The sequence below is a fragment of the Paenibacillus algorifonticola genome (assembly GCF_050481745.1).
In the GTDB taxonomy this organism is placed as follows: domain Bacteria; phylum Bacillota; class Bacilli; order Paenibacillales; family Paenibacillaceae; genus Pristimantibacillus; species Pristimantibacillus algorifonticola_A.
This window is the reverse complement of record NZ_JBCNGR010000051.1, coordinates 1-12,444: the sequence shown is the minus strand read 5'-3', so window position 1 is coordinate 12,444 and position 12,444 is coordinate 1. Positions and strand designations below refer to the sequence as shown.

Here is a 12,444-nt window from a genome sequence, read left to right as displayed (position 1 = left end):
GATTGAGTAGATATGACAGCAACATTAAGCAATTGGATTGGCGGAAAATGGGTGGCATCGGCATCGGGGCAGACAGAAGCCGTTTACAATCCGGCAACGGAAGAGGTGCTGGCTTATGTGCCGCTATCTTCGAATGAAGATGTGGAGCAGGCTGTAGCCAATTCGAAGGAAGCATTCGCTTCCTGGAGCCGTACACCAGTACCGAAGCGGGCACGCGTGTTGTTCAAATACCAGCAGCTGCTCGTTGATCACTGGGAAGAGCTGGCACAGCTTGTAACGAAAGAAAACGGCAAAAGCTATGCCGAAGCTTACGGCGAGGTGCTGCGCGGCATTGAGTGCGTTGAGTTCGCGGCGGGTGCGCCTAACTTGATGATGGGCAAGCAGCTTCCTGACATTGCTACTGGATTAGAATCTGGCATGTACCGCTATCCGATTGGCGTAATCGGCGGTATTACGCCGTTTAACTTCCCTATGATGGTGCCATGCTGGATGTTCCCGCTTGCAATCGCCTGCGGCAATACGTTTGTGCTCAAGCCATCGGAGCGGACGCCGCTGCTAGCGAATCGTCTTGCCGAGCTGTTCCAGGAAGCGGGTCTTCCGGCTGGCGTGCTCAACATCGTTCACGGTGCGCATGATGTCGTTAACGGCTTGCTGAAGCATCCTGATGTAAAAGGCATTTCCTTCGTTGGCTCGCAGCCGGTAGCGGAGTATGTATATCGCACAGGAACGGCGGAAGGCAAACGCGTTCAAGCGCTCGCTGGCGCGAAAAACCATTCCATCGTTATGCCGGATGCCGACCTTGACCTGACAGTTAAAGAAATTACGAACGCGGCCTTCGGCTCGGCAGGCGAGCGCTGCATGGCTTGTGCGGTTGTCGTCGCTGTCGGTGACGTGGCTGACAAGCTCGTAGCCAAGCTTCTGCAAACAGCGGATTCGCTAACGATTGGCAACGGTTTGGAGGAAGGCATCTTCCTCGGTCCGGTCATTCGCGGGCCACATAAAGAGCGGACGCTTCGCTATATTGAAATCGGCGAGCAGGAAGGCGCACAGCTGCTGCGCGATGGACGCAAGGATGCTGCGGCAGCTGCGGATGCGAAGGGCTATTTTGTCGGCCCGACCTTGTTTGATGGCGTTCAGAAGGAAATGACGATCTGGAAAGATGAGATTTTCGCTCCGGTACTGGCGATTGCGCGGGTAGCGACGCTGGAAGAAGCGATTGAGCTTGCCAATGCGTCGGAGTTTGCAAATGGAGCCTGCCTGTTCACGAAGGATGGCAGCAACGTCCGTACATTCCGCGAAACGATTGAAGCGGGCATGCTTGGCGTCAACCTTGGCGTTCCAGCGCCAATGGCATTTTTCCCTTTCTCCGGCTGGAAAAAATCATTCTATGGCGATCTGCATGCCAACGGCACAGATGGCGTCGAATTTTATACACGCAAAAAAATGGTGACCGCTCGTTGGTAGTCTGAAGGGCAGCCAAATGAATATCGGATAATCGCATAAAGGAGACCAATCAGAATGGTACAAAAAATTAAAATCGGCATTATCGGCGCAGGCCGCATCGGAAAAATCCATGCCGACAACTTGCTGCGGCTCCCCCAAGTGGAAATTGCCGCAATCAGCGATTTGTTCGCAAACGCGGAGCTGGAAGCATGGGCTGCTGAACGCGGCATCGCTACCGTTACGAAAGACAGCGCTGCGCTTATCGCAGACCCTTCTATTAACGCCATTTTCATTTGCTCTTCAACAGATACACATGTGCCGCTCATTAAACAGGCTGCGGAAGCAGGCAAGCATATTTTTTGCGAGAAACCGGTCAGCATGACGCTTTCGCAAACAGAGGAAGCGGTCGAAGCGGTACAGAAAGCGGGCGTAAAGCTGCAAATCGGCTTTAACCGCCGCTTTGACCACAACTTTAAACGGATCCGTGAGCATGTGGAGCAAGGAACGATTGGCGAGACGCATATTATAAAAATTACGTCACGCGATCCGAACCCGCCTCATAAGGATTACATCAAGGTGTCCGGCGGCATTTTCATGGATATGATGATTCATGATTTCGATATGGCAAGATTTTTGGCAGGCAGCGAGGTTGAGGAGGTTTTTGCCCAAGGCAATGTTCTCATTGATCCTGTATTTGCAGAATGCGATGATCTCGATACTGCGATTGTGACGCTGCGCTTTCAAAACGGGGCGCTTGGCGTAATCGACAATAGCCGCCAGGCCGTATACGGCTATGATCAGCGGGTAGAGGTATTCGGCTCCAAAGGCAGTGCCGCAGCAACGAATGATCACCCGAATACAGCGGAAATTAGCACAGCTGAGGGCATCGTGCGGGATAAGCCGCTGCACTTCTTCCTTGAGCGCTACAATGCTGCTTATGTAGAGGAAACCCAGTTGTTTATCGAAGCGCTGCTGCTGGATAAGAAGGTAAAGGTCGATGGTCACGATGCGCTGCAGGCCGAGCGGATTGCAAGAGCGGCGAAGTTGTCAGTGAAGCTTAGACGGCCAGTGAAGCTATGCGAGCTTCATGAGCTGACGTAAGTAGACGGATACAAGAAAGGTTGTGTGCGCAAGTGTCTGATTTAATCGTAAAACCAAACGCTGCTCCGGGCGAGCAGGGTGAGCTTATGAACATAACACCTCAAAGCGCAGGATGGGAGTATGTTGGTTTTCGCGTCGTCCATCTGGAGCCGGGCGAGCAGCTTAAGCAGAACACGGATGAAAATGAAGTATGCCTCGTGCTGCTGAGCGGACGCGCGGATGTACAGACGCAGAATGAAAAATGGAGCAATATCGGCCAGCGGATGAGCGTATTTGAGAAAATCCCGCCGTTTTCGGTTTATGTGCCGAATGACGATTTTTATCATATTGAAGCCGTAACTGCGCTGGATATAGCCATTTGCTCTGCTCCTGGCCAAGGCCGGCATCAAGCGAGGCTCATTGCCCCGGATGCTGTAGGTGTAGAACAGCGTGGATACGGCAATCTGGAGCGCCAAATTCATAATATTTTGCCAGAGACAGCGCCGGCGGACAGCCTGCTTGTCGTTGAAGTTTTTACGCCGAGCGGACATTGGTCCAGCTACCCGCCGCATAAGCATGACCAGGATGCGCTGCCGAATGAATCGCTGCTGGAGGAAACGTATTATTTTCGCGTAGAGCCTGAACAGGGCTTCGCCATTCAACGTGTCTATACGGATGACCGTTCGCTTGACGAAACGCTTGCCATTCGCAATGGGGAAGCAGTTCTCGTGCCGCGCGGCTACCACCCTGTAAGTGCGCCTCCAGGCTATGAGGTGTATTATTTAAACGTAATGGCTGGACCTGTACGCATTTGGAAATTTCACAATGATCCGGACCATGCCTGGATTATGACGAAGCCTGCTGAAGATACGGCTAAAGTCTAAAAAGCAGCGCCGTTTCACAAGGCAACAACTATAGTGGAAACCAGCTTTCGTTTTGCGGAGGCTGGTTTCTATTATTTAAAGCCAATTACACCAATTTCATTGCAAGATAACATGCTGTGATACATAATAAATCTACCAGTTCAAAAGTAACGGAGGTCGTTTATGAAAGCTACTATTTATGATATCGCCAGAGAAGCGGGCGTCTCCATTGCGACGGTCTCCCAAGTCATTAATGGCAAGGGGAAAATCAGCGAGGAGCGGCGAAATGAAGTGATGCGCATTATGGAGCGGCTTAACTATCAGCCGAGTGTAATCGCTTCCGCGCTGACCGGGAAACGGACGTTTACGCTAGGCTTGCTCGTTCCGGACATATCCAACCCCTTTTTTGCCGAAATTGCCCGTGCCGTAGAGGATCAGAGCCGTCGCTTAGGCTACAGCCTCGTCATTTGCAGCACGGACAATAAAGACGAGCGCGTAGAGCGCTATTTGTCGCTGCTGCGGCAGAAAAGCGTCGACGGCATCATTATCGGTACCGGAATCGACAACGAAGATATTATTAAGCCGCTGCTGACGCAGTCCATTGCTGTAGCGCTCATTGCGCGGGACATGCCTGCTCTGGCTGTGCATACGGTCATCGTGGAGGATTTTAAAGGAGGAGCGCTTGGCGCCCGGCATTTGCTTGAGGAAGGGCATCACCTTGTCGCAGTGCTTGCCGAGCATATGAAGGTCAGCAGCAGCCGCGAGCGGGTTAGCGGATTTAGAAGCATCGTCGAAGCGGCGGGGCTGCCTTGGTCCGACGCCTCAGTGAAATTTTGCGACTATACGCTGGAGGATGGCAAGCGCAAAGCGCTGGAACTGCTGAAGCAGACTGAGCGTCCGACAGCCTTGTTTTGCTGTAATGAGCTGCTCGCTATTGGCGCGCTGCAAGCAGCAAAGGAACTTAAGCTGCGCATCCCGTGCGACGTATCGGTAATCGGATTCGATAATACGATTTTAGCCTCGGTCAGTGACCCGCCGCTAACGACCATTGCACAGCCGATTGAAGCGATGGGAAAAAAGGTTGTAGATCTGCTGGTTGAAGCATTGCAGGACAAATCAGCTGCCGCAAAAGCAGAGCGCATCGTACTTGAGCCTGAGCTCATCGTTAGACAATCTACGAGTTCCATTCATGTATAACAAACATTGGACCACGTTTGACTTAAGGGTGAACCGCTCAAGAAGAAGAGCGGCTCGCCCTATTTTTGATCATAGCCCAAATAAAAATGAACGTCATTAAGCCGCCTTCAATAATGAGCGATATGAGCGGAAACCAATAGCTTAAATAACGATCAACCACGCTACCTTCGTTGCTGTACGGGAACATAGGGCTCAATATAAGTACTACGCCGAACACATATACCCATGGTTTATGAGACTTCATTCCGAGCCACTGCGCGGTTCCTTCCGTAATAGCGAAATACAAGGTGGAGATCGTAATGAACGATCCCGAAATAAAGATGAGCAGCAGCAGCACCTCAATTCTCTCGAAAATAAGAAACTGCGTAATTCTTGACAGGATATAGATGGGATTTTCAAAATGCGCTGCCATCACAGGACCCAACACCACTATACTGTACAATAAATAAATCGTCATGACCGATGTGCCGAGCACAACGGCGTAAATCTTCATTTTTAAGATGCTCTTTTGTTTTTTGATATGCGGCATCAGCATCCCCATCATTATGCAAATGCCAAACCAGCTGCCGGGATAGATCGCACCTTGTATGGCAGGGAAAATGCCACGCTCAAAGGGCGGGAGCATATAGTGCAGCTGGATATAAGGAATGGAACTGGCAAATAAAATAATGGAGGTCAACAAAATAATGACGCCAATAATTTGGCTCAGTCTCGCAATCGCCTCAACACCTTGTATGGCAGCGAGCCCGGCACATATCGTCAACGAGATGGAGAAGACCAAGCGAGGCGTCTCGGGCATAAGTGTCCGAGACAAAAAATCACAATAAATCCACATCGCCGTAACCATCACACCGAGAAAAAACAGCAGGAAAATGAAACCGACAACCTTACCCGCTTTTCCTAAAATAGAGCGTGTATATTGAATTAACGATTGTCCGGCGTACAATGTGCCCAGCCGATAAAGGAGAATAGCGACATAAATATCTATTACAGCACCCAAAGCCATCGACAACCACAAGTCCTGCTTTACCTTTGCGATCAGCTGGCTCGGAACCGAGAAAAACGTGAGCGAGGTAATCGATACAAAAATGATGAAAAAGAATTCACCAGATGAAATTAGACTCTTTTTCACGGTACATCATCCTTTTTTATATTGGTGTCAATTAGCAAACCGGTTTTTACAATCTCAATCGAAATGCTGCTCTGCACCTTAATATTAACAAGCTCCTCATTCCAGACGTCTTTCAATGGATTCCATTTTTTGGGAAGCTTGCGATGGATCGTTTCTCCAAAACCAACAGCGTCACTATTATAGGAGCGAAAGAGCTTATAGAGGGTTTTCTCTATCGATGCTGTAATCGCGTTGCTCAACTCTGCTTTGATTAAGTCTGTCGTCTTCTTATCCGTCAAATCCATCGCATCGGTGGAGGTCTTAATGGAAGCATTGGTTTTCATACGTACGTTCATTTGCAACTGTCCATTTTCAAATATTGGCTTCATAGCAATATGGATGTTCTTCAACTCAAACATGATTGATTTCTTATCCTCCGTAGTCATTTGGAACAAGCCCTGCGCGGATAGCTGGGTCAACCAGCTTACAACCTGCGTTTCCTCACTGTTCAGCCAGCCTACCATCTTATTATTGCGAAAGACAGCAAGGTTCGTAATTTCCATCAAGACATCCTTAGAGTCCGACTTGCCAACCTGAAGCAATCCAGGCACTGCTACTTGAAAGCTTGACTGATCCAGTCTAGGCAAAAATTGATAAAGCTGAATGCCGCCGCTTGTCGGCTTATAGGTTTTATTTATAAAATAAGCTTTCCATTCATCGGCGGATACAGCTTGCAGCTCTTTGGAGTCAGTCAGCACTTCCTTGACAGGACGCTGTGTAACCATTACCCAGCAGTTGAAATTCTGATTCGGCTCCCGCCAGAAGAAATCCATCATATGATCCATGCCTTGTTTGGCTAAACGTTCTCCAATGAGAAGAATCTTCGTTTGGGAGAAAAAGAGGCTTTTCTTCGCCTGCTTGCGAATCGTCTCGAGTGCATCTTCAACTGTTACCCCACTTGCCGAATACGTGGCAATCGCTCTGCGCTGCTGTCCGCCTCCACCAGCGGCAACGGGAAGTGTCGGATTCACGAGCTGAACGGTAACCTGAAGCTGCCCCTGTTTATTTACATCCAAGCCAATGGCTGAAACCACCGTCAATTGATCAAAATTGATTTGGCTCCAGCAGCCGCTGAGCAGCAGCAGCATACTAAGGAAACAGGCATATTTACTAAGGTGGAGAAACATATAGTAGTCCCCTTTTTTAAAATATAGGAAAGGATATGATTGTTCCATCCTTACTCTCTATTTCTCGGATTGAAACGCGCCGCCAAAGGACGGCGAAAGCCGTTTCACCTTGGACTTCAATTTTAACGTTTATTGCGAAGCGTAAACCAAGGAACACGAAATATAGCTTTCTCGGCTTCTTTTTTCTTAAATGGAGCGAATGGCGATAGATAGGGCAAACCAACCGATTGAATGGAAGCAAGCTGAACTCCCAGCATAAATAGCCCAATAATAATGCCGTAAAGCCCTAGCCAGGAAGCTAACATCAGCATGAAAAACCGCAGCATCCGAATCGTTCCTGACAGCGAGATTGAAGGAATCGTGAACGAGGCAATTGCTGTGCTGGCAACAATCATGACTGATGGGGATGAGATAATACCGGCTTGTACGGCGGATTCGCCAATAACGAGCGCTCCTACGATACTGATAGCAGATCCAATTGAACGGGGCATCCGAATGCTCGCCTCGCGCAGCCCCTCAAAAATAATTTCCATAATCAATGCCTCCATCAAGACGGGAAACGGAACACCATCCCGTGCCGACAATATGCTGCTAAGCAACTGCGGAGGAACCATTTCCGGGTGGTAGGTCAAAATGCCGACATAGGTAGAGGGCAGCAGCAGTGTAATGAGAAAACCGGCATAACGAATCCAGCGAATGAAAGTAGCTACAGGGTAAGCCAAATATAAATCCTCGGCCGTCTTGAGCAAATGAAACAGCGTACAAGGCAGGGCGAGCACAAATGGAGTGCCATCGACCACAATAGCTACACGCCCATCGAGTATAATGCCAGCCACATCATCAGGCCGCTCAGTACTGTATACCGTCGGGAAAAAGGAGCTCGGGCTGTCTTTAATAATTTCCTCAATATAATGGGACTCCAATACCGCATCGATATCGATTTTTTGGAGCCGTTTGCGTATTTCGTCAACCGTTTCCTTTGCTGCCCGGTCATGAATATAGACCATTGCTATTTTGGTATGCGACAAATTGCCAACCGTCAGCGTTTCCACGCGAAAAGCCTTGTTGCGAATACGTCGGCGTATGAGCGAAATGTTGACGTTTAAAGCCTCCACAAAGCCATCTCGTGGCCCGCGGATGACGCTGGCCGAAGCTGGTTCATCAATGCTGCGGGTTTCAAAGCCTTGCGTATTGACAGCAATGGCCCCCTCGTTGTCCTTTACTAAAATAATCGTCCAGCCGCAAACGAGCAAAGGTACGCATTCCTCAGAGGTGTAGACCATTTTCACATGATTCGCTGTTAGTATAAAGCTGCAAAGCAGCTCATAGGGAGACTCACTTTGATGAAGTAGCTTGAGCTGCTGGGTTCCTGAAATAAGAGGCGAAATGACGTCAGAATTTAAATTTTGCTTGCTGACGAGTCCGTCAATCCAAACGATGGAGGCGGAAATACGTTCCTCGCCGATCAAGCAGTTTCTCGTTGATAAATCTGAGCTGTTGCCAAGATCTGACACTAGCTCATTATAAAGGTCGCGCTTCGTGTTTTCTTTGCTCTCGGGCATTTTGCTGCAGCTCCTTTTGTTAAAGCATGTCAAGTTCGTACGTATCACATAGTTATTGTGGCTAAAATTGGCTATATTATTCGATCCATGCAGGGCTTAATTTGAATGCAACAGCTAGTCAATATTTTGGAAAGCAAGTAAAATGGTATTTAAGCTAATAATGGAATCAAGCTAACGCTGAAAGGGGCTTATTGAAATGGCAAAAACAATTGGACTAATCGTAGGAAGCTTGCGAAAAAATTCCTATAATCGGATGGTGGCGCAAACGCTGAGCGAGCTGGATGCTTCTATCGTATTCAAGTGGATTGAGCTCAAGGAGCTTCCTTTGTTTAATGAAGATTTAGAGGCGGGCGATGGACCAGAGGCAGTACAAGTGTTCAAAGCAGCTATTCAAGCAGTCGATGGCGTTATTATTGTGTCGCCAGAGTACAATTCCGGCATTCCGGGCGTACTCAAAAATGCGATTGACTGGGCATCCAGGCCCTCACGCGGCTCCGTACTGCGCAGAAAACCATTTGGCCTCATCGGCGCAACGCCAGGGGGCATGGGAACCGTTCATGCCCAGCTTCAAACCCGGCACATCCTGGAGTCCGTCCAGGCGCAGGTGCTTCCTTTTCAAAAGCTGCTTATATCACAAGTTCACACAAAGGTGGACGCAGAGCAGCATCGCCTAACGGATGAGAAGACGAAAGAATATTTGCAGGCTTACTTGCAAAAGTTTGTGCATTGGATTGATCATGTTCCTGCTTTAGATTAAGTGATAGCTATAACCCAAGCAGCATTTACATCCTGGTCATTGCAGCCGAAGCAAATCGTTGTTAAAGATACGGAGCACTACATTCATCAATACCAGCCGGATCTTGTTACGAGTTCTCTTGCTAGAGATGGATAATAGGAAAAGAGGGACCGAATGCTTACTATACTGGTTGCTGACGACGATGCGAACATTCGCGAACTTGTTTGTTTATTTTTACGCAACGACGGATTCGCAACAGTCGAAGCTGAGGATGGCAAGGAAGCACTAACCGTCTACGCCTCAACGCAGGTTGATCTCGTCGTGCTCGATATTATGATGCCGATTATGGATGGATGGACGTTATGCAAGGAGCTCAGAAGAGCCAATCCTGATCTGCCGTTGCTTATGCTAACTGCGCGAGGCGAAACATGGGAGAAAGTGAAGGGGTTCGAGCTTGGGACGGACGACTATTTGACGAAACCATTCGACCCATTGGAGTTGACAGCTCGGGTAAGGGCATTACTGAAACGATATCGGATTGGCTCCACGCAGACAATCCAGTTTGGCAACCTCATCCTTGATCGGCAGTCTTATAAGGTCATGAGAGGGAGCGAGTCACTCACTTTGCCGCTCAAGGAGTTTGAATTGCTCTATAAGCTTGCTGGAACTCCCGGACAAGTGTATACGCGCGAGCAGTTAATCGATCAAATTTGGGGAATCAATTACGCTGGGGATGATCGAACGATAGACGTACATATTAAACGCCTGCGCGAACGCTTTGGGACTACACCGGAATTTCGCATTGAGACGGTGCGCGGACTTGGCTACCGTCTTGAGGTTTATGAATGATCCGCTCAAATCTAAGTAAATGCCACAAGCTCTTGTCCCTAGCTGGGACAAGAGCTTGTTTTTAAATCGGAGCTCATTGAGAAAGCATCCGTATCGATAATATGAATAAAAAATAACTAAGGAAACAAAATAAGGAGGCAAAGATTTTAAGAAGGGAAGCGAGCAAATTGTATATTTTGTTAGCGATTTTAGGATTAGCGGCTTGTGTTTACGGAGTGTTCGGATCAATCATGGTTTCCCGAAGGCTGCAAATGAAAAATACGACCCTTGATAAGGATGCAAGCTCAACAACGGTCAAGCATCCGATCATCGCGAATCCGATCTTCATGATATATGTTATCGCCCCTGTGATAACGATCGTGCTTGCAATGATATGGATTTTCCTGAAGGAGTCATAAGAGGAGGCAGGCATATGGAGAAGCAAAAATATTATGTTTCAGTTCAATCCAAAACAATAATGACTACGCAAGGAGATGCCTCATACGAATTCGAGATTGAAGCAACGTTGAAGGAATTACAGGAATTATTGTATTTGTTTGATCAAATGGAGGATTTCGACAATGAAAGCATGTTGAGAAATTCCATTCCAGGAATTCCATATCATCACGATCTCGAGAATGACGGATATGATTACTATCTAAGAGAAATATATAATACCATACGGCATCTAGGAACGGTAGAGACAAAAGAGCATATCCAGTCAATGAACCTATGAAAGCTGCTGGCACCTTGGAAAAATCCTTGATAAACTTTATCAAGACGATCCTTCCCGTTTCGATTAAGAGCGAACCTGAAGAAGGCATAACATTTACAGTCCAATTAAAAGTTGAAAAGTAATCGGCGCGCAGCAGAGCAGTCTGGATTCGAATAATCGAATCCAGACTGCTTATTTTGTTTAGTCGTATGGAAGCAGCAAGGTGGAGGGAATAAAAGCTTCATCGCGGTTAAAGTTGACAAGAGGAGAGCTCTCCGTTTAATCTAAAGAAGAGATTAAATGGAAAGTTGTCCACTTAATCTCAATAAAAGGAGGGGAGTAGGATAACGTACGTCTCCATTTATATATTCCATTTTCAATAAAATAAAAGGCAGTAGAGAAAGGATGTTAAAGATGAATGACTCTGATAATAGTGTATGTGAAAAAGCAGCGCTTAGCCTGTTTAGTAGTAACAGTCCTGAAAACCCCTTTCCGATTTTCGCGCAGCTGCGTGAAACGGGAGCTGTTATTCCTATTACTGTGCCCATGGGTGGCACAGATCGCCAACAATGGTTGGTTACGCGAATGGAGGAAGTGTCTCAGGTACTTAAGGATCATGCCCACTTCACTGTAGACCCAGAAACGATCGATGGCAGCAACGAATTTAAAAAAGCCTTTATGGAAAACACAGATCCATCCGCTCCAGATACCTTTTTCACCGGAAAATCAATGCTTTCTGTCGATGACCCTGATCATCGGCGGTTACGCAAGCTGGTCTCCAAAGCCTTCACGCCCAAATACATGGAAAGCCTTCGGCCACGTGTACAGAAGATTGCGGATGAATTGCTGGATAAGGTGCAGGCTCGCGGTGAGATGGACCTTGTCAAAGATTATGCCTATCCTTTACCCATTCACGTAATATCCGATATGCTTGGGGTACCTGAAGCAGACCGCGCGCAAATCCATGACTGGTCAAAAGCGATTTCACATGGTCTGGGTCTTGGTGTGCGCGCACCGGGAGTGGAAGAACATTTGCGTGCTTTCGGTGAATACACGGCGGAGCTTGTAGCGGACAAACGCAAGCATCCAGCTGATGACTTGATCAGCCAGTTAATCGCCATCGAAGAAGAGGGGGATAAGCTGAGTCAGCCAGAGTTGATCTCAATGATTACCCTATTGATCTTTGCTGGCCATGAGACAACCTCAAATCTCATTGCTACAGGAACATTGATGCTGTTAGATCATCCACAGCAGCTGGAGAAGCTTAAATCTGATCTTAGTCTGGCTCCGTCCGCCTTCGAAGAGCTGCTTCGTTTCAATGGACCAGCTACCATGTCGGGACCTCGCTTTGCAACGCAAGATATTGTACTTGCTGGTCAGCAGATTAAAAAGGGAGATATGCTGATTCCTTTATTAAAATCTGCAAACCGGGATGAATGCCCGTTCGCACAAGCAGAAGAACTGGATATTACTCGTACTATAAATCGCCATCTTGCTTTCGGTCATGGCATCCATTCCTGCTTGGGCGCGCCACTAGCTCGCGTAGAGGGAGACATTGCATTTCAAACGCTGCTGAGACGGATGCCCAACCTGCGGCTCAGCATTCCCCGGGAAGACATCTCCTGGCATTTCGCGCTGAGCTCACAGAGTTTAGCTGCCCTGCCAGTCGCTTTTTAGGGAAAAGACTACAAAACATGCTTCATTCATGAGAACAAGCCTAAT

At 48.0% G+C, this 12,444-nt stretch carries 12 protein-coding genes; 9 read left to right on the top strand and 3 right to left on the bottom strand.

From position 1 onward, the window contains the following. Nucleotides 1–12: 12 nt before the first annotated feature. From ABEW34_RS29895 to ABEW34_RS29880, 4 genes are all read left to right on the top strand, one after another. Complete coding sequence (locus ABEW34_RS29895; RefSeq protein ID WP_430164887.1) at nucleotides 13–1,464, top strand: CoA-acylating methylmalonate-semialdehyde dehydrogenase; 1,452 nt, start codon at nucleotides 13–15, stop codon at nucleotides 1,462–1,464. 54 nt (nucleotides 1,465–1,518) lie between these two features. After that, nucleotides 1,519–2,544, top strand: coding sequence for an inositol 2-dehydrogenase (gene iolG / locus ABEW34_RS29890; RefSeq protein WP_430164884.1), 1,026 nt, complete (start codon nucleotides 1,519–1,521; stop codon nucleotides 2,542–2,544). 32 nt (nucleotides 2,545–2,576) lie between these two features. Continuing rightward, on the top strand, nucleotides 2,577–3,407 hold the full coding sequence (gene iolB / locus ABEW34_RS29885; RefSeq protein ID WP_430164881.1) for a 5-deoxy-glucuronate isomerase: 831 nt from the start codon (nucleotides 2,577–2,579) through the stop codon (nucleotides 3,405–3,407). Between the two features lie 162 nt (nucleotides 3,408–3,569). Next, nucleotides 3,570–4,583 (top strand): LacI family DNA-binding transcriptional regulator, encoded by a 1,014-nt coding sequence (locus ABEW34_RS29880; protein WP_430164878.1) that lies wholly within the window; start codon nucleotides 3,570–3,572, stop codon nucleotides 4,581–4,583. A 37-nt stretch (nucleotides 4,584–4,620) separates the two neighbouring features. On the opposite strand, the gene ABEW34_RS29875 is transcribed toward ABEW34_RS29880, so the two are convergent. From ABEW34_RS29875 to ABEW34_RS29865, 3 genes are all read right to left on the bottom strand, one after another. After that, nucleotides 4,621–5,715 carry a GerAB/ArcD/ProY family transporter gene (locus ABEW34_RS29875; protein WP_430164875.1) on the bottom strand — a complete coding sequence of 365 codons (1,095 nt, stop codon included), beginning with the start codon at nucleotides 5,713–5,715 and terminating at the stop codon, nucleotides 4,621–4,623. Continuing rightward, nucleotides 5,712–6,881 (bottom strand): Ger(x)C family spore germination protein, encoded by a 1,170-nt coding sequence (locus ABEW34_RS29870; RefSeq protein WP_430164872.1) that lies wholly within the window; start codon nucleotides 6,879–6,881, stop codon nucleotides 5,712–5,714. The genes ABEW34_RS29875 and ABEW34_RS29870 overlap by 4 nt, the downstream gene beginning before the upstream one ends. Before the next feature lie 122 nt (nucleotides 6,882–7,003). Beyond that, nucleotides 7,004–8,443: a spore germination protein gene (locus tag ABEW34_RS29865; RefSeq protein WP_430164869.1), complete on the bottom strand. Its 1,440-nt coding sequence runs from the start codon at nucleotides 8,441–8,443 to the stop codon at nucleotides 7,004–7,006. A 196-nt stretch (nucleotides 8,444–8,639) separates the two neighbouring features. Between ABEW34_RS29865 and ABEW34_RS29860 the strand changes: the two genes are divergently transcribed. From ABEW34_RS29860 to ABEW34_RS29840, 5 genes are all read left to right on the top strand, one after another. Next, a complete protein-coding gene (locus tag ABEW34_RS29860; protein ID WP_430164867.1) occupies nucleotides 8,640–9,200 on the top strand; it encodes an NADPH-dependent FMN reductase in 561 nt (186 codons plus the stop codon). 153 nt (nucleotides 9,201–9,353) lie between these two features. Next, nucleotides 9,354–10,028, top strand: a complete 675-nt coding sequence (locus tag ABEW34_RS29855) for a response regulator transcription factor (protein WP_430164864.1) — start codon at nucleotides 9,354–9,356, stop codon at nucleotides 10,026–10,028. Nucleotides 10,029–10,279: 251 nt separating this feature from the next. Next, on the top strand, nucleotides 10,280–10,426 hold the full coding sequence (locus tag ABEW34_RS29850; protein WP_430164861.1) for a hypothetical protein: 147 nt from the start codon (nucleotides 10,280–10,282) through the stop codon (nucleotides 10,424–10,426). A gap of 14 nt (nucleotides 10,427–10,440) precedes the next feature. Further along, entirely contained in the window at nucleotides 10,441–10,743 is a 303-nt protein-coding gene (locus ABEW34_RS29845; protein ID WP_430164858.1) for a hypothetical protein, read from the top strand. A gap of 393 nt (nucleotides 10,744–11,136) precedes the next feature. Then, nucleotides 11,137–12,399 (top strand): cytochrome P450 family protein, encoded by a 1,263-nt coding sequence (locus tag ABEW34_RS29840; RefSeq protein ID WP_430164856.1) that lies wholly within the window; start codon nucleotides 11,137–11,139, stop codon nucleotides 12,397–12,399. The last annotated feature ends 45 nt before the right edge of the window (nucleotides 12,400–12,444 follow it).